The sequence below is a fragment of the Citrobacter freundii ATCC 8090 = MTCC 1658 = NBRC 12681 genome, from assembly GCF_011064845.1.
GTDB lineage: Bacteria > Pseudomonadota > Gammaproteobacteria > Enterobacterales > Enterobacteriaceae > Citrobacter > Citrobacter freundii.
Genome location: NZ_CP049015.1, coordinates 2525611 through 2548098 on the forward strand (window position 1 = coordinate 2525611; position 22488 = coordinate 2548098).

17 protein-coding genes and 3 pseudogenes are annotated in these 22488 nt (G+C 49.7%); 11 read left to right on the plus strand and 9 right to left on the minus strand.

The genetic code is table 11. The features are described from left to right. Nucleotides 1–82: 82 nt before the first annotated feature. Nucleotides 83–1426, minus strand: coding sequence for a 2-oxoadipate dioxygenase/decarboxylase HglS (hglS, locus tag G4551_RS12120; protein ID WP_003020282.1), 1344 nt, complete (start codon nucleotides 1424–1426; stop codon nucleotides 83–85). Nucleotides 1427–1546: 120 nt separating this feature from the next. Next, nucleotides 1547–2449, minus strand: coding sequence for a manganese-dependent inorganic pyrophosphatase (locus G4551_RS12125; RefSeq protein ID WP_003020285.1), 903 nt, complete (start codon nucleotides 2447–2449; stop codon nucleotides 1547–1549). A gap of 231 nt (nucleotides 2450–2680) precedes the next feature. Here G4551_RS12125 and pcaQ point away from each other — a divergent pair, with 231 nt between their 5' ends. The 7 genes from pcaQ (at nucleotide 2681) to G4551_RS12160 (ending at nucleotide 10200) form a co-directional block, all read left to right on the plus strand. Then, entirely contained in the window at nucleotides 2681–3604 is a 924-nt protein-coding gene (pcaQ, locus tag G4551_RS12130) for a pca operon transcription factor PcaQ (protein WP_003836104.1), read from the plus strand. A gap of 387 nt (nucleotides 3605–3991) precedes the next feature. Beyond that, on the plus strand, nucleotides 3992–4549 hold the full coding sequence (locus G4551_RS12135; protein ID WP_003836101.1) for a fimbrial protein: 558 nt from the start codon (nucleotides 3992–3994) through the stop codon (nucleotides 4547–4549). 85 nt (nucleotides 4550–4634) lie between these two features. Beyond that, a complete protein-coding gene (locus G4551_RS12140; protein ID WP_032935666.1) occupies nucleotides 4635–5357 on the plus strand; it encodes a fimbria/pilus periplasmic chaperone in 723 nt (240 codons plus the stop codon). A gap of 24 nt (nucleotides 5358–5381) precedes the next feature. Further along, entirely contained in the window at nucleotides 5382–7967 is a 2586-nt protein-coding gene (locus G4551_RS12145; protein WP_003836097.1) for an outer membrane usher protein, read from the plus strand. A gap of 3 nt (nucleotides 7968–7970) precedes the next feature. After that, nucleotides 7971–8513 carry a fimbrial protein gene (locus G4551_RS12150; protein ID WP_003836095.1) on the plus strand — a complete coding sequence of 181 codons (543 nt, stop codon included), beginning with the start codon at nucleotides 7971–7973 and terminating at the stop codon, nucleotides 8511–8513. A gap of 8 nt (nucleotides 8514–8521) precedes the next feature. After that, nucleotides 8522–9103 (plus strand): fimbrial protein, encoded by a 582-nt coding sequence (locus tag G4551_RS12155; protein WP_003836094.1) that lies wholly within the window; start codon nucleotides 8522–8524, stop codon nucleotides 9101–9103. Nucleotides 9104–9123: 20 nt separating this feature from the next. Next, nucleotides 9124–10200 carry a fimbrial protein gene (locus G4551_RS12160; RefSeq protein WP_016150292.1) on the plus strand — a complete coding sequence of 359 codons (1077 nt, stop codon included), beginning with the start codon at nucleotides 9124–9126 and terminating at the stop codon, nucleotides 10198–10200. A 49-nt stretch (nucleotides 10201–10249) separates the two neighbouring features. Here G4551_RS12160 and G4551_RS12165 read toward each other — a convergent pair whose 3' ends face one another. The 6 genes and pseudogenes from G4551_RS12165 to G4551_RS12190 form a co-directional block, all read right to left on the minus strand. Beyond that, nucleotides 10250–11938 carry a methyl-accepting chemotaxis protein gene (locus tag G4551_RS12165; RefSeq protein ID WP_003836088.1) on the minus strand — a complete coding sequence of 563 codons (1689 nt, stop codon included), beginning with the start codon at nucleotides 11936–11938 and terminating at the stop codon, nucleotides 10250–10252. Between the two features lie 169 nt (nucleotides 11939–12107). Then, nucleotides 12108–13226 carry an S-(hydroxymethyl)glutathione dehydrogenase/class III alcohol dehydrogenase gene (locus G4551_RS12170; RefSeq protein ID WP_003836086.1) on the minus strand — a complete coding sequence of 373 codons (1119 nt, stop codon included), beginning with the start codon at nucleotides 13224–13226 and terminating at the stop codon, nucleotides 12108–12110. A gap of 32 nt (nucleotides 13227–13258) precedes the next feature. Further along, the gene (locus tag G4551_RS12175) at nucleotides 13259–13534 is read right to left on the minus strand and encodes a metal/formaldehyde-sensitive transcriptional repressor (RefSeq protein ID WP_003020296.1); all 276 of its coding nucleotides are present in this window, start codon (nucleotides 13532–13534) and stop codon (nucleotides 13259–13261) included. A gap of 121 nt (nucleotides 13535–13655) precedes the next feature. Continuing rightward, nucleotides 13656–14114, minus strand: a complete 459-nt coding sequence (locus tag G4551_RS12180) for a DUF302 domain-containing protein (RefSeq protein WP_008322331.1) — start codon at nucleotides 14112–14114, stop codon at nucleotides 13656–13658. Nucleotides 14115–14148: 34 nt separating this feature from the next. After that, nucleotides 14149–14748 (minus strand): reactive chlorine resistance membrane protein RclC, encoded by a 600-nt coding sequence (gene rclC / locus G4551_RS12185; RefSeq protein WP_032939118.1) that lies wholly within the window; start codon nucleotides 14746–14748, stop codon nucleotides 14149–14151. Nucleotides 14749–14924: 176 nt separating this feature from the next. After that, a pseudogene (locus G4551_RS12190) lies at nucleotides 14925–15100 on the minus strand (DUF4113 domain-containing protein); the annotation flags it as partial. Nucleotides 15101–15275: 175 nt separating this feature from the next. On the opposite strand from G4551_RS12190, the gene fdnG reads away from it, so the two are divergent. Genes fdnG through fdnI form a run of 3 tightly spaced genes read left to right on the plus strand, consistent with a single transcriptional unit; the run spans nucleotide 15276 to nucleotide 19872 of the window. Next, nucleotides 15276–18326 carry a formate dehydrogenase-N subunit alpha gene (fdnG, locus tag G4551_RS12195; protein WP_071524267.1) on the plus strand — a complete coding sequence of 1017 codons (3051 nt, stop codon included), beginning with the start codon at nucleotides 15276–15278 and terminating at the stop codon, nucleotides 18324–18326. A 12-nt stretch (nucleotides 18327–18338) separates the two neighbouring features. Continuing rightward, nucleotides 18339–19226, plus strand: coding sequence for a formate dehydrogenase subunit beta (fdxH, locus tag G4551_RS12200; RefSeq protein ID WP_003836079.1), 888 nt, complete (start codon nucleotides 18339–18341; stop codon nucleotides 19224–19226). Beyond that, on the plus strand, nucleotides 19219–19872 hold the full coding sequence (fdnI, locus tag G4551_RS12205) for a formate dehydrogenase-N subunit gamma (protein ID WP_003836077.1): 654 nt from the start codon (nucleotides 19219–19221) through the stop codon (nucleotides 19870–19872). Before fdxH ends, fdnI begins: the two co-directional genes overlap by 8 nt. Before the next feature lie 122 nt (nucleotides 19873–19994). Here fdnI and umuC read toward each other — a convergent pair. Continuing rightward, a pseudogene (gene umuC / locus G4551_RS12210) lies at nucleotides 19995–21167 on the minus strand (translesion error-prone DNA polymerase V subunit UmuC); the annotation flags it as partial. Nucleotides 21168–21327: 160 nt separating this feature from the next. Here umuC and G4551_RS12215 point away from each other — a divergent pair. Further along, nucleotides 21328–22467, plus strand: a pseudogene (locus tag G4551_RS12215) (IS3 family transposase). Nucleotides 22468–22488 lie beyond the last annotated feature (21 nt).

The window sequence follows — 22488 nt, forward strand, 5'->3', positions numbered from 1 at the left end:
CAATTGTTGGTCGCCGATTATCTGTACAAAATCGAAAATATTTTATGTCGATGGGAACAGACCGAATCCCATGTAAATTCCATTAAAGTAAACCACACCGACGTTTACTTCGCTCTTGCGCCTCCTGATACAGCGCAAACTCGTCATAAACCGCGCAACCCAGCGCCTGTTCAAACGCGTCGCGGCTGGAATTCCCGTGGCTGCGAGCCTGCGTTTCATTCCCCAGATTGGACTGGAAAATCCCTGCGGCGCTCACCGGTAAAAAATCTTCGTAGGTGATGGGTTGCGCAACCAGCCACCCTCGCTCAATGAGCGGTTGCGGGTCGTCATCCGGACGGATTGCCTGGCGATGCGCTTCGCCTGATGGCGTCAGTCGATAACGAAACCAGGCGAGTCCCTGCTGGCGCAGCAGAAACTCACTGTCCGGGAACGCCTTGAACACCTCCTGAAGATGTAACTGGTGCGTCAGATTGTCTTTCCCCGTTCCCGCTTTATTCAGCAATTCGTCGTATAACGCTCTACCTTTCGGCGTCAGGGCCACACCGCGCTGTTCGATTTCACCGAAACGTGCCGTGTGAGTGCCGCGCATTTCACCGGCAAACAACACCGGTTCTTCCAGCGCTTTGAAACTCGTCTGACGTAATAAAATGGGCACCTCGCGGCGTGGCGGCCCTTCAATCAGTATTTTCGGTTCAATGCCGCATTCCGGCATCATCGACTGCACCCGGTCGATATCCAGCGTACGCGGCGTCAGGTGGTTGATATGGCAACCGGGGAAACACACTACATCGGCAATCAGCCGGTGTTCGTTATGCAATGCGTGATAGGTCTCTTCATCGACCGTGGCGTGCTGATGCCAGCGGAATGTTTCCAGCGCTTCATGCACAAACTCTTGCGCCTGTTCAGATGTAAAACTGCCCTGCGCATCAAATTCATCCAGCAGCTCGTGACAACGGCGAGTGAAAATATCGCGTTTCGCGAGGATCTCAGCGGCTTTTTGCCGCAGCGCGGCGTTTTCGATTAGTTCGAGCCGTAATAACGAGGTGAATACCCGAAACGGGTTGCGCGATAGCGAGGCATCGTCGATGGGACGAAAGGCTGTGGAATGTACGGGGACGCCTGCCTGGGAGAGATCGTAATAACTCACCGGATACATGCCCATAACGGCAAACATTCGGCGCAGCGTAGAAAGCTCCTGCGCGGTACCCACTCGAATAGCGCCATGGCGCTCAACGTTTAGCCGGGCCAGTTCATCCGCATTCGCCAGTTTTTCATGCAGCGTCGGATTATTTTCCAGTACCGCCAGATTCACATCAGCGACAAGTTCCAGCAACGTGCCGTATTGCGGGACTTCCTGCTGGTACATTGCTGACATTGCCTGCGAAAATTGTTCCCGAATCTCATCTGCCGTGATGGTGTTCGCCATAATGTCATGCCTCCAGTGAATATTACCTGGAGTGTAGAAAACACCGCTGACTCCGGTGGGAAGAATTTACAAAGTGTGACCCCGCGTAAACTTCCCACCCATATAAACGATGAACAGTACCTACTGACGGGGTTTCAAATGGCTTTCCAGCCAGGGGAGCATCTGTTTTTTACGGCTAAGCATACCTTCTACCTTGCAGGGTTGCGGGATGTCTGAAAGTTCTGCTCCAGCAAACCACAGGCTGGTGTCACCCAGATTGATGTCGGTAAGCATCAGCACGACCAACGCAGCATTCTTTTCCTCTGCATAGCGCGCCATTTCCTGACGGAGATCGTCCAGCACCGCATCCACCTGTTGCAGCGCATACAGTTCAAGCTGCGCTACACAGACTGAATGTCCATGGATGGTGAAGGTTTTAATGTCTTTCTGCAAAAGTTCGCGGGCGCTCATCCCTTCCACACTTGTTTTGGCTGACAGCAGGTCGCGACTGAAAGCGTCAAGATCCACTCCGGTTTTTTGGGCCAGCGCATCAACCGCCAGGCGATCGTCAGTGGTGGTTGTTGGTGAACGAAGCGTGACAGTGTCACTCAATACGGCGCCGAGCAGTAAAATAGCCTCAGCGGAAGATAACTGGTTGCGTTCATCTTCCGTCATCAGTTGCCACAGCAGGGTTGCGCTACTGCCGACGGGCTTCACCCACACTTCCGGTGGCAGACGGGTGACTAACCCACCAAGTCGGTGATGATCGATAATTCCCACCACGTTACTTTCTGTCAACGATTCCGGCCCCTGGGCAGGCTCGGTGAAATCGACCAGCCAGACGTCACGATCGGTCAGTTCAAACGTCAACCGTTCAGGCATCGTCAGCCCCGCATGCTCAAAGATAAACTGCGTTTCGCGGTTAGGCTCGCCCAAACGCCATGCCGTCGCCTGCTGGCCACGTAAGCTAAGCCAACGAGCCGTCATTGCGGCGGTGCAGATGGCATCGCTATCGGGATTAAGGTGCCCTATTACATGTATCATTCATCAGTGCCTTGTGAAGAGAAATCGTTCAAAAGTAAACAATAACCAAAGTATAACGACTGAACATACTCCCTTCCATGATCCCACCACCCAGCAACGCTGTACAAAACATAAGCAAAATAAATCAGTTGTAAATAAAACATGATAAATGTTAATAATATTTTGCTATCAGGTTATCAAAAACAAACAACTTTACTTGTCACCGATACGGCTCTGTTTTTAACATCGCTTATGGAAAAAAATGTTCTGTTCAATCAGCGCATTCGCTTGCGCCATCTTCATACTTTTGTCGCCGTTGCACAGCAGGGAACGTTGGGGCGTGCGGCTGAGACCCTTAACCTGAGTCAACCGGCACTCTCCAAAACGCTAAATGAACTGGAGCAACTGACCGGGACCCGGCTCTTTGAGCGTGGCCGCCTTGGCGCGCAGTTAACGCTGCCAGGAGAGCAGTTTCTTACCCACGCGGTAAGAGTGCTGGATGCGCTCAACACTGCCGGGCAAGCGTTAAATCAGCGCGAAGAATCGCAGACTGATATCGTACGGATTGGGGCCTTACCCACCGCGGCACTGGGCATTCTGCCTGCGGTAATTGGTCCTTTCCACAAGCAGCAAATGGAGACCACGCTACAAGTCGCCACCATGAGCAATCCGATGATTCTGGCAGGTTTAAAATCCGGGGAAATCGACCTTGGCATTGGTCGCATGGCCGATCCGGAATTGATGGTCGGTCTGAATTATGAATTGTTGTTTCTGGAATCACTTAAACTGGTCGTGCGCCCTAACCACCCGTTGTTGCAGGAAACCATCACGTTAAGTCGGGTAATGGAGTGGCCGGTGGTGGTTTCGCCAAAAGGAACCGCGCCTCGCCAGCACGCAGAAGCATTGTTGCAAAGTCAGGGCTGTAAAATGCCGCCTGGCTGCATTGAAACACTGTCAGCATCGCTCTCCCGCCAACTGACGGTTGATTACGACTATGTATGGTTTGTCCCTTCAGGTGCGGTTAGAGAGGATTTACGCCAGGCGACGCTGGTATCGTTGCCGATACCTACCCACGGGGCGGGTGAACCCATCGGGATTCTTACTCGTGTCGATGTGCAACTCTCTCAGGCCGCGCAGATCCTTATCGCCGCAATACGCAAAACCGTACCTGTTTAATCGTATTGATGATTGGGCCTGTTAGTACCTACAGGCCCAATTCATGTAAATGTTCAATATATGGACGGTGAAACCGTCATAAAACACAGCTAAAAGCGTATTTTTTCTTAAAAGCAATTTAAGCAACACTTATTATTGATGATATCTCTGTCGAATAATGGCGGACGAAATCCCCGACACAAACTTACATCTAAAAATTTCTTCTTGGAATTCAATGAAGAATAAAAAATCAATCCAATTAAGTTAATTTCATATTACATTAAATAATTAGCTATTACCTCTAAACAAATTCTTAAAAAACACTAACCTCAGCTTCACCCGCTATTCAGTCAGAATCTCACGACATATAATGTTTTCGCCATTTAATTTGTTATTAAGGAAAATAACGTGAAATTTGTTAATTGTTTAAGCGCAGTAGCGCTTCTGGTCGCAGGTGCTACTTTTCAGGCCCAAGCGGCTGGTTCTGATTCTGCAAACATTGATTTTTCAGGAAATATTACATCATCAACCTGTGATGTCAGTATTGATGGTATTTCTGCTTCCAAAGAGGTCAAACTGCCAGATATCACTGTTCCTGCGATGCAAGCGGCTGTCAGTAGTCCTGCGATGAAAACCAAATTTCAGATCACCGTTAAAAACTGCGCCACTGAACCAGCGGGTGGTAAAGTAAAAGGGCAATTTTCAACAACCGGTAATTACAATAGCACCAGCAAAGCATTGTTAAACGCTGCCGCAGGAGATAAAGATGCGGGTTTCCAGGTAGAAGATACCGCAACCAGTACCATTATCGATTTTACATCAGCCACACCGCAATCTGAAGCCACTTACGATACCACCAACGGTGCAGTATTTAATTATACCGTCGGTTATATCTACTCAGGTTCTGGTACGCCGACTGTTGGTGTAGTGAAAGCGAATACCACCTTTGTAACAACCTACCCCTAACAAGCTGTATAAGATCAACATTAGTTAATAACTCTGCTGCAACTTTAATTCAAGGTTGCAGCTATTTAACCAAGACACAAATGATATGATTCCACAAAATACATTCAGATTAATTATATTTTCTGCCGCTATCTCTTTTAGCTATTCGTCAGTCGCCAGCATAGTGATTAACGCTACCCGTGTTATTTACCCTTCCGACGCGAAGGAGGCACTAATTAAAATGGTTAATCAGGGGCAACAACCTTTATTAGTCCAGTCCTGGTTAGACGATGGTCATGAAGATGTTGATCCGCAAACCTTAAACGTTCCTTTTATCGCCTCCCCCCCAGTCAGTCGGGTCGATCCTAAACAGGGACTGACCGTACGCTTAAACTGGGACGGGCAACCGTTACCCACCGATCGTGAAAGCGTGTATTGGTTTAATGCACTTGAAATCCCCGGAAAAAATAAAGATGCCGCTAAATCAAATCAGCTGCAGATCGCGCTGAAAACCCGCATCAAGGTTTTTTATCGCCCCGCATCCCTTCCTGGTTCGGCGGATGACGCAATCCAACATCTGAAATGGAGCCTTGCAAACCAAGGTAAACAAATTTGGGCGACGGCGAAAAATGACTCTCCTTATTTTGTTTCGCTTGTTGGCGCTAACATCACTTCCGGGGGGAAAAAATACAAAATTGAGCCCGACATGGTCGCCCCTTTTTCCAGCGCCAGCTATGAAGTGAAAACGCTCACCACTCCCCGGCTAGAATCCGTTTCATGGACAGCAGTCAATGATTACGGGGCTAACGTTGACGTAACGGATAAATAAAAAAACGCGTGCAAGGATTGCTCTATGTCAATGTCAAAACACCGGTTAGCGACCTCAGTATGGGTATTATTGGCTATTTGTCAGACAGGTTTTGCTGACGATAATTACATTGAATTCAACGATGACTTTATCTTCAGCAATGCAGGTAAAAAATCGGCAATCGACGTGTCACAATATGCACGCGGCAACCCGGTGAAACCCGGTATATATACCGTCTCAGTTTGGATTAACGGTGAGCAACAGCAAACTGCAAAGATCCAGTTTATTGACAACCACACCCCGAACGCGTCTCCCTGCCTGACTCGTGAGGTGCTCGATGAAGCAAACGTTGATGTAAGCAAACTCCCCACGGCAGATGCGGACGAAGGTGAATCGCAATGCTATATCCTGGCGGATTATTACCCCTCATCCAGCGTGAGTTACGATCCTAATTCACAGATCCTGATGCTCACAATTCCGCAACTGTTTCTCGTCAGCCACCCTGCGGGTTATGTCAACCCCGCACGCTGGGATGCCGGTATTCCTGCTGCAATACTGAACTGGAGCTTCAGCGGTTATCACAGTGAAAATGACGGTAGCGCCTCTGACAGTGGTTATCTGGGGCTCGGCTATGGTCTCAACCTTGGAGCATGGCGGTTACGCTCCAGCGGCGCGCTGAACTGGACAAAAGACGATAGTGCAACCTGGGACAACTACGATCTCTATTTAGCACGGGATTTACCCCCTATGCGGGCACAAATGGAACTGGGCCAGGTCACCTCTCGCAGCGAAGTACTGGATAGTATCGGCATTAAAGGCATACATCTGTATAACGACAAACGCATGGATCCGCATGATGGTCGCTACGTTCCCGTCATCAACGGCGTGGCCAACAGTAATGCCAAAATTACCGTACGACAGCAGTCGCGCATCATCTATGAAACCACCGTTCCCCCAGGTCCTTTTGCTCTGAAGGATTATTATGTGGCAATCAACGGCGCTGACCTCGACGTTACCGTGGAAGAAGCTGATGGGTCAAAACGGTTATTCACCGTACCGTATGCCTCTGTTGCTCAGTTAATGACCAAGGGTGAAGTTGACTGGGATTTTGCCGTTGGGACATTAGACAACAATGACAACAGCGACTCCCCCTGGGTGCTCACCACGAACGGTAATTATGGACTGAGCGATATTTTCACGCTGTATGGCGGCATACAGTCAATGGAAGAAGACTATCTGGCGGGGATGCTGGGTCTGGCGATGAATACGCGTCTTGGTGCTATCGCAGTCGATGTTATCCACTCTCGTGCTTCACTTGAAGATATTGGCGCTCTGCAGGGGCAGAGTTACCGTGTAAGCTACAGTAATGTGCTGGACGCAACACAGACCAATTTCAGCTTTAGCGCCTATCGATACAGCACCAAAGATTACCTCTCGCTTAATGACGTCATCTCTTTGCAAAATAGCATCGATAGTTATAGCGACGATCACGATACTAACCGTAACGATGCGTATCGCAACAGCTACAGTCATTCCAAAAATGAGCTTCAGGCTAACGTCAATCAACCTATTGTCCTCAACGGAGAGGATTACGGCTCATTCTATCTCAGCGGCACCTGGACGAGTTATTGGGGTAGCTCAGACAAAACGTCTCAGTATTCGCTGGGCTACAGCAATACTTTCCGCACCATCTCGTGGAATATCTCGCTGCAGCGTAGTTATAACGAATGGGGTGATGAAGATGACAGCCTGTACGTTGGGTTGAGTATTCCTTTTGGTAGCAACGCTCAAAACGATCAACCAGCATTCTCCAGTCTGAACCTCAGCGCCAATAGCGACTTTAGCGGCAACAATGGTTTCACCAGTACGGCCAGTGGTAACAGTAGCAACAATAAATGGAACTACAGCCTCAGTACTACCGCTAACCAGGCCAGCCAGGGAGAAGACACCTATTCCGTCAGCGGATATTCCACCTATAACGGCGCGCATGGAGCGACCAGCGTTTCCGCTACAGTCGATAAAAATCATAACCAGCAGTATTCCCTAAACAATAACGGCGGTGTGCTGTTACACAGCGGTGGATTGACGCTGTTACCGGGTAATGTCAACGCACAAAGCGCCATAGCCCTTATTGAAGCGCAAGGTGCAGATGGCGCGACCACCACCAATGGGTATGGTGAGATTGACAGTGCCGGATACGCAGTTGCCACCAGTCTTTCACCTTATGCCGAGAATACCGTCGGACTGGATCTCAGCACCATCAAGGCGGACGTCGAAGTGAAAAATACCTCCGCCGCCGTGGTTCCGCGCGATGGTGCCGTGGTGAAAGTCACCTTCGCCACCCAGCAAGGTCAATCGGTGTTTGTCACGCTCAGACGTAGTGATAACAGTTTCATTCCATTGGGCGCGAACATTCTCAATGAGCAGGGAAAATCCGTTGGCGCAATGGGTCAGGCGGGCCGCGCCTTTTTACGCGGGATCGAACAACGTGGCAGCCTGAAGGTTATTTGGGGGAGCGACGCGGCAAGCTACTGCGATGTGACCTACCAGATCCCTGACGCGCCCGCGATGATCGGAAAATCAATTCATCTGGAGACGTTAGTTTGCCAGATGCCAGGAGCCGGAAAGTAGCTTATGCGCCAGGTAATGCTTGTTTCTTTTCTATTATGCAGCCCGCATCTCTTTGCGGCGGATGTCGTGGTTAACTTTAAGGCCAATTTGCTTGCTATGACCTGCACCGTCAATATTGTTGTTGGTTCAAGCAAAGCGGTGAACCAGACCATCGATTTTGGTGTATTAACCCGCGCAGAACTGGAGGCTCAGGGCGCTAACACGCTGAAAGATTTTTCGTTGCAGTACAGCAAATGTACGATCGGCTCCAGTACAAACCAGACAGTGACCTGGATGAAAACGGGAATTAAGGCCTCATCTGTCTACAGCGGTTATCCAACCGAACTCAAGGGTGGGGATAACGGGGCAGCAGCGGTTTTGTATCGTTCTGGCTCCCCAAACTCTCTGTTGGTTCTCAATAGTAGTACTCCGCTTGACTGGACCTCGACTGAGCGCACCAATAAGGCCCTGAACCTGGTTTTATCTCTGCGTCCAACGTCTTACTCAACCACCGCGACAAGTGGCACCTTCAACGGTTCGTTGACGTTCACCACCACCTATCAGTAGGAGCCACCATGAAATTTATACCAATAGCCTTATTGCTGATATCCACGCCGCTATGGGCCGCGAACAGTACCAATACAAATGTATTAACGGTTAAGGCGGAGTTGGTTACTGGTAGCTGTGACATCACCGCCTCCGATGTTGATTTGGGCGACTTAGACGCGAGCGAGTTCGCCGCTGGCGGCGCATGGGCGAATTTATCAGCAACAACGAAGGGTAACGTCCCCACACAGCCCCTGAAGATTAGCTTCCGCTGTGATTCAGGCTCTCTCGCCAAAACGCTGGTGTTGAGCTTTAAGCCGCAAAAAGCGCAACTCACCGGTAATCAGATATTCCCGAATGAATATACCGGTCCGATGACTGCAGCGGGAAACGTGGGCGTTGTGGTCTTTGAGGGGAGAACAAGTCCAGTTGCTATTAATGTGCTTAATAAAGACAATACCTCTGCCGTCAATATTGTTAACTATAAAGGTTCAACCACTACCTATTCTGATATCACCCTTTCGGCTCGTTTTCAAAAAGTGGATTCAGCAAAAACGGTCACTCCAGGTGGCGTATTAAGTCAGGTGCAAATCAGCGTGAGCTACAAATAATGGATAAACGGCAGGTTAATATGAGCACGATGATTTCACGATCAATTTCTTTTGTGGCATTGCTGTTGAACGGAATTTATTCATATCAGGTGCAGGCTAAGGAGTGTTATTTTGACAAAATTAATACCAGCACGGTAAGCGCGGGAACGTTAGTCGTGAATAATTATAACCCATCCAGTACAACACCCGTGCTATTGGGGACGCTCAGTGCGGGAGAATATGGTCACATAACTTGTAATACAGGTAATGATGGTTCTGATTTTTATGGAAGATCCACAGCAACAAGCGGTACGCAATACGATAGTTATACCAGCACCAGTGGTAGTACAAAATATAGCTACAACAGAGTTTTTTTTCCAACGAGCATACCTGGAATATATTATAACATTTACATAGCTAATTCTATTAATGCTACTTATACAGCTTACATTCCGTCTAATACGAGTTGGACACGTGAGATCGATAATGCCGCAGAAGGAGGTTTTCCTGTTGGATTATACATCGAAGTTTGGCAGCGTGGGGTGGTTTCCTCAATAGGTAATGGTGAAGCGCATCCTGTTATAAATGGTGAAGTAGGCAGGTTTAAAGCAGGGAATGAAGATGTAAGTAGTCAACAGGTTGTCGCTACAGTAAACGCATCTTCATTCACCGTAAAATTCGCCACGCCAACCTGTAATTTATCCGTATCCCCCACCACCATCGACTTTGGCGATGTGGGTAATGACAAACCACGAAAAACCTTCACCTTGAAAAATAGCAACTGCGTTAATGCTTCAGGGGTTACCCTTAAACTGACGTCGACCAAAGCGGCTTATGATAATAGCGGGTTGTCTATTCTCGCCAATACCACAACTGGCACCTCAGCAGCGGGCGGACGGGGAGTGGCGGTTTCTTACGAGGGATCGTCCCGGCAATATCTGTCGGCGAATGACACAAATTCTTCAGTGTCCATCGACTTTGGTTCCATCGTAACGGCGAAAGATATCACCATGGCCGGGTTACTCACCTGCACCTCCGCCAGCAATAACAGTACCTGCGATGACTACACCCCTGGCGCGTTCACCGCAGCGGGAACTATTAGTGCCACGTACAAATAGATAGTAAATCCGGTAATACAAAGGATCGTATTACCGGATGGCTGGCCTGTCAGAATGTTTCCCAGTTATCCGTATTTACCGTGTTTGATTTTGGCAGTGAAACCGATGGATGAACGGCAGGTGTAACGCGTCTAATTGCGCTTGTCCCGGTTAAACGGAATGTGCCGACGGCTTCCGTTAAGCGTGCGGCCTGCTCTTCAAGAGAGGCCGCAGCAGCCGATGCTTCTTCAACCAATGAGGCGTTTTGCTGCGTGACCTTATCCATCTCTGAAATCGCCTGGCTTACCTGGACGATGCCCCGGCTTTGTTCATCAGAGGCCGCCGCAATTTCCAGCATAATGTCGGTCACGCGTTTTACCGCATCGACAATATCCGTCATCGTATTGCCCGCCGCGACGACTTCTCCAGAGCCCTGGTCAATCAGTCGGACAGATTCGCTGATCAATCCTTCTATCTCTTTTGCCGCCTGAGCGCTGCGGCTTGCCAGCGTACGCACCTCACTAGCCACCACTGCAAACCCACGCCCCTGCTCTCCTGCCCGCGCCGCCTCAACCGCCGCGTTCAGCGCCAGGATATTGGTCTGGAAGGCAATGCTGTTAATAACGGCGGTAATTTCAGAGATTTTCTTCGAGCTGGTTGAGATATTGCCCATGGTTTTCACCACACCAGAGACCATCTGACCGCCCCGGCTGGCCTTGCCGGACGCATCTTCCGCCAGCGTACTCGCATGATGCGCGTTGTCGGCGTTTTGCTTCACCGTAGCCGTCAGCTCTTCCATGCTGGCCGCCGTTTGTTCAATCGCCGCGGCCTGTTGTTCGGTACGTGAAGACAGATCGGTATTACCCGCCGAAATCTCACTGGTACCGCGGTAGATTTCTTCCGCGCCCTGACGTACCGTGCCCACTGTTTTCGCCAGCGACCGTTGCATTGTCTGCAGATGACGGCTCAGGCGCCCAATTTCGCTGCGCCCGGTTGGTTCCTCTGGCATTGTCAGGTCCCCTTCTGAAATTTGCTCAATGCGCTGGGCCGCACGTAACAGAGGATGAATAACGGTACGGCGCAGAACAATAAACGTCATCACGGTCAGTGCCAGCGCAAGAACGAATGCCCCCAGCATAAAGGCCATGCCAAGCTGTGTACGTTGGTGCGCCTGTTCGCTTAACTGATTCGCCCTGGCGGTACGAATATCGATCGCCTTTAACAATACCTTGTTGTAAGCAGAGTCCAGCGGTCTGGCCTGTTCATTTTCATGGTTGATGATCGCCTCGAACATGCCGTTTTTAGCGTACTTGAGCATAGGCTGTAAGCCATCGATATAGGCTTTGAAATTGGCGCTCAGTTCAGCGTCTAACGCCTCTCCGGCAGTAGTTTTCACCGCACGAGCCATATAAGTATTGAAACCGTCCTGCGATTGCTTAATACGTTTTTCTGCCTCGGCAATATTGGCCTTCATGTCATCCATTTCAGCAATACGGCTCGCCGCACCAGCATGGATCATGTTGATGCGCGCGGTGCGTAAGTGGTTAGAGCTGTTAGATAACCCCATCCGGACCTGAATCTCATCGGTTACATCGCGCTGATCGCGATCGGCCTGCATAAGAAAATAACCTGCCAGCCCGGAACTTAAGGCGAATAGCAGAAGGATGCCACCGAGAATGGAGGAAAACAGCGGAACCAGCCGGATTTGATGCAGAAAGCCCAGTTTATGCAGGGCTTGCATCGATGTAGTGTTGTCCATGACCGTCGACTCTCTTGTAGGGTTTATGCGTGAAAACACGCCCGTTAGATAGTCATCGGCAATCCGGGAAGTTTACTTACCGTGAAAAGCGCCGGATTCGTCACACTTTCACAACATAATTCTAAAAAATTCAGGAAAGTGCCAGCGGTGAAATCCGCTGGCCAATGAATCAGTTATCACCAAAATGGATAACGGTACGGATGGATTTACCCTGATGCATTAAATCGAACGCTTCGTTAATCTGCTCCAGAGGCAGGCGATGCGTAATAAACGGATCTAACTGAATTTTTCCGCTCATTGCTTCTTCGACCATACCCGGCAACTGAGTGCGCCCTTTTACGCCGCCAAACGCGGAACCGCGCCACACGCGACCGGTTACTAACTGGAACGGACGTGTTTTGATCTCCTGACCGGCACCCGCCACCCCAATGATGATGCTTTCGCCCCACCCTTTATGGCAACACTCTAGCGCCGCACGCATCACGTTAACGTTGCCGATACACTCAAAGCTAAAGTCCACGCCACCGTCGGTGAGCTCAACAATCACGTCCTGCACCGGCTTATCGTAATCGTTTGGGTTGATGAAATCGGTCGCGCCCATTTCACCAGCCAATTTGAATTTCTCCGGATTGGTATCAACAGCCAGAATACGCCCGGCTTTTGCCTGCACCGCGCCCTGAATCACCGCCAGGCCAATACCGCCCAGACCAAATACGGCTACGGTATCGCCTTCCTTCACTTTCGCGGTGTTATGGACCGCTCCGATACCGGTGGTCACGCCACATCCCAGCAGACACACTTTATCCAGCGGAGCCTGCGCGTTAACCTTCGCCAGCGAGATCTCTGCGCAAACGGTATATTCGCTGAAGGTACTGGTGCCCATATAGTGATAAATCGGCTCGCCGTTATACGAGAAGCGCGTTGTGCCATCAGGCATCAGACCTTTGCCCTGTGTCGCCCGCACGGCCTGACACAAGTTAGTTTTACCCGATTTACAGAACTTGCACTCGCCGCACTCTGCGGTGTACAGCGGGATCACATGATCGCCCGGTTTCAGGCTGGTGACGCCTTCCCCCACTTCAACCACAATGCCGCCGCCTTCATGGCCCAGTACCGCCGGGAACACGCCTTCCGGATCGTCGCCTGAGAGGGTAAAAGCATCAGTATGGCACACGCCGGTGTGGGTAATTTTAACAAGCACTTCACCTTTCTTTGGTGGTGCGACGTCGATTTCAACAATTTTTAACGGTTGGCCGGGGCCAAATGCAACTGCTGCACGTGATTTCATTTGTCTCTTCCCATTATTGCAAGGTGATGGTGTTATTTTAGATAAGCACGCAGAAGATGGCCGATCTCAGCCATGCGCACAGCTCGCTGGTCTGGTGTTGTCTCCCCACTGACCAGTTCATCTTTCAGGTGGATCTCAACCATTTCGCCCATCAGACCATTGGATGCGCCGCGTACGGCGGCAATTTGTTGCAGGATCGACAGGCATGGTTCGCCAGATTCCAGTGCGCGCTCAAGCGCATCAACCTGACCGCGAATACGGCGTACACGAGTGAGAATGCGTTTTTTATCTTCGGGTGAATGCGGCATACGCCCTCCATATACTATAGGGGGGTATACTATCAGAATTTTTATGTAATTGTAAAAAACTAACATTTATTTAATGAGGGGGTGACGACCAGGCCTCGTCAGATGAACCCTGGTCGCCAGGTCACTGAATGGCTTTCTGAACTAATTTTTCCAGATTTTTTAAGGGTTGAATTGCCGCAGTATCTGGTCCATAAGTCTGTAATATCTCAACCGGATGATATCCAACGACTACACGTCCATCCGACTCTTCCCGAATCAATACTCTAAAGGGAAGATCGAGCGCCATATCAGGATATGCCTGCATTAATGATGTGCCACCTTTAGGATTGCCAAAAATAATGACGGTTGTGGGTAACATGGTTAGTCCAGCATTTTTAGCCTCTTTCGCATGATCAAATTCTCCAAAAAAAACAAGATTATTACTCTCAATGGCAGCAATGAGATGCTCTCTGGTCTGCTGGTAATTATAAGTACTATACGTTTTGATCATAGTATTCCCGGTGTTGGCAGCATGACTGGTTACCGTCATAAGCAGATACAGTGCAGCTGTAATAAATATATTTTTTAGAGACCGAAGCATCACAACATCCTTAATTTAACGATAGTCTGGAAAGCTATCTAAGACCAGCGGATACTTTGCCGGTATAATCTCTCTCGTGCTGATTCTGTGCAAGGATACACTTGGCAGAATGCACCATCGCAATAAGACCCGCAGCCATCATTATCGTGTCTTTTAAGACCAGTCGCCCGGCGCCAGAAAGATAGGGAAACCCGGTGTGAGAATCCTGGCCACTTACCCATGTTTCTGGTGTAAATATCAGGAATGTCAGAGTGACAAAAGGAGTTAAGAAGGCAAGTGTTGCCCCCCAAAAGCCGATTTTTGGTGACACATAATGAGCAAGGATTAATAATGAAAAAATGACTTCAACAATACCAAGTCCGGTAGAGTACCCATAAGTATTATTCGCATGATGCCATGCGCGGTTAGCCTCTATTAATTCGCCCTCATGGTTCATAAACTGAGTATAATTACTCGGATCGTTATAAAAGAAAGACATAAATGGGCTATTAGCTACAAAAGGAACGATGCTATCTGCTTCATAGGGAATGAACTTCAACAATCCTATCCACATAAATACAATGGCAATAGAAATGCGACAAAGATTTATTCCCACGTTTTCTTTCGTTGAAACATATTGGTATAGTTTATCCATCATATCCAGAGGTCCTGTGTTGTAGAAATCACGACCTTTATAACCTTGTTATTTATATGTCTATATGTTCAGGAATCTATAATTTTTGTTTGATCGTCTGGATAGGTCAAAATATAGACTATGGATAAGTTCGGTTGAGTGGAATGAACTCCTTGTTTTTCAGTTTGGCTATCAAACTACTTGCAGCAACTGATTGTATAACGTGGTGAAAGCATGTCTCTCTTCATCGCCCACGGTTGCTGTATCCCTTGTCCGGCAAAGCAGAGCGTTCCTTTACCCTTTTCCCAGATACCTCCATCAGTTTATCGCTGTTACGCCGCGGCGTTAGGTTGTCGTCAAAAAGATTCAGTTCACCGTACGTATCGGCAACCAACCTGACATGATCAATTTTTACCAATCCATACCCCAGGCTTACAGCATTAATATGCTCCCACGTCAATAACCACTAAAAGTTAATGGTTTATAAAACAATTTAACCTTACAATAACCATACTTTTTCATGTCTTAAGTTTAAGCTGGAGAAAAAAATGGAGCTCAGCCGGAGGCAGTTCTTTCGAATCTGCGCGGGCGGTATGGCAGGAACAACTGTTGCATCTCTCGGATTCTTATCATCTTTTTCCGTTCACGCGGAAACCCGTCAATACAAACTCTTAAAAGCAAAAGAGACACGTAATAACTGTACGTACTGCTCAGTAGGCTGCGGCATGCTGATGTACAGCCTTGGCGATACAGCCAAAAACGTCAAAGAAAGTATCTACCATATTGAGGGCGATCCGGATCATCCGGTGAGCCGTGGATCGTTGTGCCCTAAAGGCGCTGGCGTGCTGGATTATATTCATAGTGAAACCCGTCTGCAGTATCCCGAATATCGCGCACCGGGTTCGGATAAATGGCAGCGTATTGGCTGGGATGATGCGATTAATCGTATTGCCCGACTTATGAAAGATGACCGCGATGCCAACTTTATTGAGAAAAATGCCCAGGGCGTTACCGTCAACCGATGGTCCACCACGGGCATGCTATGCTCCTCAGCGGCAAGTAATGAAACCGGGATCCTCGACGGTAAATTTGCTCGCGGACTAGGTATGGTCGCTATCGACTGTCAAGCACGGTTATGTCATGGCCCCACCGTTGCTGCTCTTGCACCAACGTTTGGACGTGGTGCGATGACCAACAACTGGGTCGATATTAAAAATGCCAACGTAGTGCTTATTATGGGCGGTAATGCCGCTGAGGCACATCCGGTAGGCTTTAAATGGGTAGTCGAAGCGCAAACTAAAAACGACGCCACCGTGGTGGTAGTCGACCCGCGTTTTAACCGTAGCGCCGCCGTCGCCGATCTGTATGCGCCAATACGCGCTGGTTCCGACACCGCATTCCTGCTCGGTGTAATCCGTTATCTGCTGGAAAACAACCAGGTGCAGCACGACTATGTGCGCCATTACACCAACGCCAGCCTGATTATCCGTGATGACTATCAGTTCGACGACGGCTTGTTCAGTGGCTATGACGACAAAAAACGCCAGTACGATAAATCGAGCTGGTTCTATCAGCTTGACGAACAGGGTAATGCCCTGCGTGATGAAACATTGTCTCACCCACGCTGCGTGTGGAATTTGCTGAAAGCCCACGTCGACCGCTATACGCCAGAAATGGTTAACCGGTTGTGTGGGACCTCAGTGGCAGATTTCAATCGTATCTGCGAAATTCTCGCCAGCACCAGCGTGCCTGACCGCACCGCTACTATTCTGTATGCGCTGGGTTGGACACACCACTCCGCCGGGGCACAGATTATCCGCGCCGCCGCTATGCTCCAGTTGCTACTGGGCAATATAGGCATGGCGGGCGGTGGCGTTAACGCCTTACGTGGCCACTCCAATATTCAGGGCTATACCGATCTTGGCTTGTTGTCGACGAACCTGCCGGGCTATATGCCGCTGCCGTCGGAAAAACAGACAGACTACCAGACCTATATTTCGCAAATCACGCCGCCTGCGCTAGGCGTGAATGAGGTCAATTACTGGCAAAATACGCCGAAGTTCTTTGTTAGCATGATGAAAAGTTTCTGGGGCGACAATGCAACAGTGGAAAATAACTGGGGCTACGACTGGCTACCTAAATGGGATCGCCTGTATGACGTAATGACCCAGGCTGAATTGATGCTCGAAGGGAAGATTAATGGTTACATCGTTCAGGGCTTCAATCCGCTGGCGGCGTTTCCGGATAAAAACAAATCAACTCGCGCGCTTTCAAAACTGAAATATATGGTGGTTATCGATCCGCTGGTCACTGAGTCGTCCAATTTTTGGCAAAATCATGGCGAGATGAACGATGTAAACCCGGCAGATATTCAGACCGAAGTTTTCCGTCTGCCCTCTTCCTGCTTTGCTGAAGAAAATGGTTCAATCGCTAACTCCGGGCGTTGGTTGCAATGGCACTGGGCTGCGGCAGAACCACCAGGTGAAGCCTTACATGACGGGAAGATCCTCGGTCGCCTGTTTATGCGGCTGCGCGAGTTGTATCAACAGGAAGGTGGAGCGAATCCGCAACCCTTGTTGAATATTGCCTGGAATTATAAAGATCCATACGACCCACACCCAGAAGAGATTGCGCGTGAAGCAAATGGCCAGGCGCTTGAAGACCTTTATGATGACAAAGGCCAGCTTATAGCCAAAAAAGGCCAGCAGCTCAGCAGCTTTGCACAGTTGCGCGATGACGGCTCGACCAGCAGTTTCTGCTGGGTCTACTGCGGAAGCTGGACAGAACAAGGCAACCAGATGGCCAATCGCGACAACAGCGATCCGTATGGTCTGGGCTGCACACCGGGCTGGGCGTGGTCATGGCCTGCCAACCGCCGTATTCTCTACAATCGCGCTTCGGCCGATCCATCAGGAAAACCGTGGGATCCCAAACGAACCCTGCTGCATTGGAATGGCAAAAAGTGGGCCGGTATGGACGTAGCCGACTACGGCCAGGCCGCACCGGGCAGCAACGTTGGTCCGTTTATCATGAATCCGGAAGGCGTAGCGCGTCTGTTCTCCATCGACAAAATGAACGACGGGCCATTCCCGGAACATTACGAACCCATTGAGTCGCCTATTGGTACCAACCCGCTGCACCCGAATGTTGTATCCAGCCCGGTTGCGCGTATCTACCATGACGATATCGCCAATATGGGTAAAGCGGATGCCTTCCCGTACGTCGCCACAACTTACTCCATTACCGAACTGTTCCGCCACTGGACCAAACATGCGCTGCTCAACGCCATTGCTCAACCCGATCAATTCATCGAAATCGGTGAGGCGCTGGCGAGCAAAAAAGGCATTGCGGCAGGTGATACGGTGAAAGTGATGTCGAAACGCGGCTTTATCAAAGCGAAGGCGGTGGTCACCAAACGTCTGCAAACGCTGACGATCGATGGTAAGCCGGTCGATACTATCGGTATCCCTTGTCACTGGGGCTTTGAAGGCGCCACACGCAAAGGGTTCCTCGCCAATACGTTAACGCCATCGGTGGGTGACGCGAACTCGCAAACACCGGAGTATAAAGCGTTTCTGGTCAACATCGAGCGAGCGTAAGGAAGGGAACTCATGGCTATGCAATCACAAGATATTATTAAACGCTCGGCGACGAACAGCATCACGCCACCGCCCCAGGCGCGGGATTACCGTGCAGAAGTGGCAAAATTAATTGATGTCACTACCTGTATTGGCTGTAAAGGCTGTCAGGTCGCCTGCTCAGAGTGGAACGATATTCGCGATGAAGTGGGCTACTGCAACGGCGTCTACGACAACCCGACCGATCTCAGCGCTAAGTCCTGGACGGTGATGCGCTTTAGCGAAACCACCCAGAACGACAAGCTGGAATGGCTGATCCGCAAAGACGGCTGCATGCACTGCGCCGATCCCGGCTGTTTGAAAGCCTGTCCATCCGCTGGAGCAATCATTCAGTATGCCAACGGGATTGTCGACTTTCAGTCCGAGCACTGTATTGGCTGTGGCTACTGCATTGCTGGCTGCCCGTTCAATATTCCGCGACTTAATCCCGAAGATAACCGGGTCTACAAATGTACGCTGTGCGTTGACCGGGTCAGCGTGGGCCAGGAACCGGCCTGCGTGAAAACTTGTCCGACCGGCGCTATCCAGTTTGGCACCAAAAAAGAGATGCTCAATGTAGCGGAAACTCGCGTGGCGCAGTTGAAAAAACGCGGCTATGCCAATGCGGGCATCTACAACCCGCAAGGGGTCGGCGGTACCCACGTGATGTATGTACTTCATCACGCGGATCAACCATCGCTGTACCACAATCTGCCGGATGAGCCAAAAATCGCCGCACCAGTGAACTTCTGGAAGGGGATTTTAAAACCACTCTCCGCCGCCGGATTTATCGCCACCTTTGCCGGGCTGATTTACCACTACGTGGGAGTCGGCCCAAACAAAGAGACGGATGATGATGAAGAGGAGAACGGTCATGAGTAAAAGCAAAATGATTCTGCGCACCAAATTCATCGACCGTGCTTGTCACTGGACGGTGGTAATAAGCTTCTTCCTGGTGTCGCTTTCCGGTATTGCGCTGTTCTTCCCGACGTTGCAATGGCTCACCGAAACTTTCGGTACACCGCAAATGGGGCGAATTCTACATCCGTTTTTCGGGGTGATAATTTTCATCGTGCTGATGTTTATGTTCGTCCGTTTTGTACACCACAACATTCCCGATAAACAGGACCTTCCCTGGATTAAAGGGATCGTTGAGGTACTTAAAGGCAATGAGCATAAAGTCGCTGATGTGGGGAAATACAACGCAGGGCAGAAAATGATGTTCTGGAGCATCATGAGTCTAATTCTGGTATTACTGATTACCGGCGTTATTATCTGGAGGCCCTACTTTGCCCATTATTTCTCAATTAACATTGTTCGTTGGAGTTTGTTAATCCACGCGACAGCAGCCATTGTGCTGATCCACGCCATTCTGATCCATATGTACATGGCGTTTTGGGTAAAAGGTTCAATTAAAGGGATGATCGAAGGGAAAGTGAGTCGACGCTGGGCGAAGAAACACCATCCTCGCTGGTATCGTGAGGTTGAACTTACTGAAGAAAAAGCACCGGAATTAGAGTCTAAATAAAAGCAATAAGGCCGCTGTTATTCAGCGGTCTTATTCTCTCAATGGCCCAGTGATATGCTGCGGCGCTGCGAGACCTGATTATCAGGCGAATAAAAGGCCCTCCATTCAATGATGAACAAACCCTACCCAACCCGCAGCAAATCACTGTATCTCGTGGTATAACGCGGTGAGAGCATATCTCGCTTCATCGCCCACGGTTGTTGTATACCTTGTCCGGCAAAATAGAGCGTTCCTTTACCCTTTTCAGCATTGAGCGTATCCAGAACGGCCATCAGCTTATCGCTGTTATGCCGTGGAGCGTTGTCATCAAAAAGATTCAACTGTGCAACACCTGAGCTAAAAAAATCGCCCAGCATGACCCCTGCTTTTTGATAACGTAGCCCCTCTCGCCATATTGCGTCCAGGCTACATGTGGCCGCCCTTATAATTTCCCGACTATCCTGGGTTGGTGTCAGCAGTTTTATCGATGCGCTGTTACCGTAATACGGTTCATTCAGGGAAAATGGGCTGGTTTTGATAAACGTAGAGATAAACCGGCAGAACTGGTGCTCTCTGCGCAGCTTTTCCGCAGCACGTGAAGCATAGGTACAAATTGCCTCTCGCATCGCGTTGTAATCCGTGAGTTTTTCACCAAACGATCTTGAGCAGATAATTTCCTGCTTAACTGGCGCAAACTCCTCCAGCTCCAGGCAAGGTTCACCGCGCAATTCCCGCACAGTGCGCTCAAGCACAACGTTGAAATGTTTGCGGATAAAGCGAATATCGGTATCTGCTAGGTCGCAGACCGTTTTAATGCCCATAGCGTCAAGTTTTTTACTGATACGGCGTCCAACACCCCAGACTTCATCAACCGGGAGCGCAGTCATCAGCTTACGCTGGCGCTCAATATTCGAGAGATCCACCACCCCGCCAGTCTGTTCCTGCCACTTTTTGGCAGCATGGTTAGCCAGCTTGGCCAGGGTTTTGGTCTGGGCGATACCGACCCCAACCTTGAGGCGTGTTTTTTGTAAAATGGTTGCTCTGATTTCCCGACCAAAATCCGTCAGATCCCGGCAGTTTCGCACGCCCGTTAAATCGCAAAAGGCTTCATCAATACTGTACATCTCCACGCGCGGCGACAGCTCCTCCAGAATCGACATCACCCTGCTGCTCATATCCGCATACAATTCGTAGTTCGAACTAAAACAGAACACGCCATAGCGCCTGAACAGATCTTTCTGTTTGAAATATGGTGCGCCCATATTAACGCCAAGCGCTTTTGCCTCCGCGCTACTGGCAATGACACAGCCATCATTGTATCTGAATGAAGCTAACAGTTAGTTGTTAGCAACGATATGATTTATAAACATATTTAATTACTAACTTTTTTCAGTCTTTTCGATTTTAGTGACTTGAATCGCCACGGGTTTAACAGACACCTCAGAGTCATTTAAAATGGCTTGAAGAGAGGTGCCCATGAGCGGTAAGTGTTATCCCGAAGAGTTTAAAATTGAAGCAGTCAAACAGGTTGTTGATCGCGGTCATTCTGTTTCAAGCGTTGCAACACGTCTCGATATCACCACCCACAGCCTTTACGCCTGGATTAAGAAGTACGTCACCCACTAATAAAGAACAGTCAGATGCTCAGGCCGAAATCCGCCGGCTCCAGAAAGAGCAGAAGCGGGTTACTGACGAACGGGACATATTAAAAAAAGCCGCGGCGTACTTCGCAAAGCTGTCCGACTGAGGTACGTCTTTATCCGTGACAACACCCGTTGCTGGCCTGTTCGTCTGCTTTACCGGGTGCTGGATGTTCATCCCAGTGGCTTTTACGCCTGGTTTAAGCAGCCGCATTCTCAGCGCCACCAGGTAGACCTGAGACTAACGGGACAGATCAAACAGTTCTGGCTGGAGTCCGGTTGCGTTTATGGTTATCGCAAGATCCATCTGGACTTGCGGGATAGTGGGCAACAGTGCGGAGTGAACAGAGTCTGGCGACTGATGAAGCGTGTCGGGATAAAGGCTCAGGTCGGGTACCGAAGCCCGCGTGCACGCAAAGGCGAGGCCAGTATCGTGTCGCCCAACAGGCTCCAGCGACAGTTCAATCCGGATGCTCCGGATGAGCGTTGGGTAACGGACATAACCTACATCAGGACTCACGAAGGCTGGCTGTATCTGGCCGTGGTGGTTGACCTGTTCTCACGCAAAATTATCGGCTGGTCAATGTAATCCCGGATGACAAAGGACATTGTCCTGAACGCAATGCTGATGGCTGTATGGCGGCGTAATCCGCAAAGATCGGTGCCGGTTCACTCGGACCAGGGCAGTCAGTACACAAGCCATGAATGGCAGTCGTTCCTGAGATCACACGGCCTGGAAAGGAGTGTGAGCCGTCGCGGTAACTGTCACGATAACGCGGTTGCAGAAAGCTTTTTCCAGTTACTGAAACGCGAGCGAATAAAGAAAAAGATCTACGGAACGCGGGATGAAGCCCGCAGCGATATTTTTGATTACATCGAAATGTGTTATAATAGTAAGCGTCAGCATGGTTCGAGCAATCAGATGTCGCCGACAGAATATGAAAACCAGTATTATCAACGGCTCGGAAGTGTCTAGATTATCCATGGCGATTCACAT

What these genes read in the sequence shown, in the direction of transcription:
- fdnI (WP_003836077.1), top strand. Translation starts at nt 19,219, where the DNA reads ATGAGTAAAAGCAAAATGATTCTGCGCACCAAATTCATCGACCGTGCT.
- G4551_RS12155 (WP_003836094.1), top strand. Translation starts at nt 8,522, where the DNA reads ATGAAATTTATACCAATAGCCTTATTGCTGATATCCACGCCGCTATGG.
- G4551_RS12170 (WP_003836086.1), bottom strand. Translation starts at nt 13,226, where the DNA reads ATGAAATCACGTGCAGCAGTTGCATTTGGCCCCGGCCAACCGTTAAAA.
- rclC (WP_032939118.1), bottom strand. Translation starts at nt 14,748, where the DNA reads ATGGATAAACTATACCAATATGTTTCAACGAAAGAAAACGTGGGAATA.
- fdnG (WP_071524267.1), top strand. Translation starts at nt 15,276, where the DNA reads ATGGAGCTCAGCCGGAGGCAGTTCTTTCGAATCTGCGCGGGCGGTATG.
- pcaQ (WP_003836104.1), top strand. Translation starts at nt 2,681, where the DNA reads ATGGAAAAAAATGTTCTGTTCAATCAGCGCATTCGCTTGCGCCATCTT.
- G4551_RS12125 (WP_003020285.1), bottom strand. Translation starts at nt 2,449, where the DNA reads ATGATACATGTAATAGGGCACCTTAATCCCGATAGCGATGCCATCTGC.
- G4551_RS12145 (WP_003836097.1), top strand. Translation starts at nt 5,382, where the DNA reads ATGTCAATGTCAAAACACCGGTTAGCGACCTCAGTATGGGTATTATTG.
- G4551_RS12160 (WP_016150292.1), top strand. Translation starts at nt 9,124, where the DNA reads ATGAGCACGATGATTTCACGATCAATTTCTTTTGTGGCATTGCTGTTG.
- G4551_RS12175 (WP_003020296.1), bottom strand. Translation starts at nt 13,534, where the DNA reads ATGCCGCATTCACCCGAAGATAAAAAACGCATTCTCACTCGTGTACGC.
- G4551_RS12165 (WP_003836088.1), bottom strand. Translation starts at nt 11,938, where the DNA reads ATGGACAACACTACATCGATGCAAGCCCTGCATAAACTGGGCTTTCTG.
- G4551_RS12140 (WP_032935666.1), top strand. Translation starts at nt 4,635, where the DNA reads ATGATTCCACAAAATACATTCAGATTAATTATATTTTCTGCCGCTATC.
- G4551_RS12150 (WP_003836095.1), top strand. Translation starts at nt 7,971, where the DNA reads ATGCGCCAGGTAATGCTTGTTTCTTTTCTATTATGCAGCCCGCATCTC.
- G4551_RS12180 (WP_008322331.1), bottom strand. Translation starts at nt 14,114, where the DNA reads ATGCTTCGGTCTCTAAAAAATATATTTATTACAGCTGCACTGTATCTG.
- hglS (WP_003020282.1), bottom strand. Translation starts at nt 1,426, where the DNA reads ATGGCGAACACCATCACGGCAGATGAGATTCGGGAACAATTTTCGCAG.
- fdxH (WP_003836079.1), top strand. Translation starts at nt 18,339, where the DNA reads ATGGCTATGCAATCACAAGATATTATTAAACGCTCGGCGACGAACAGC.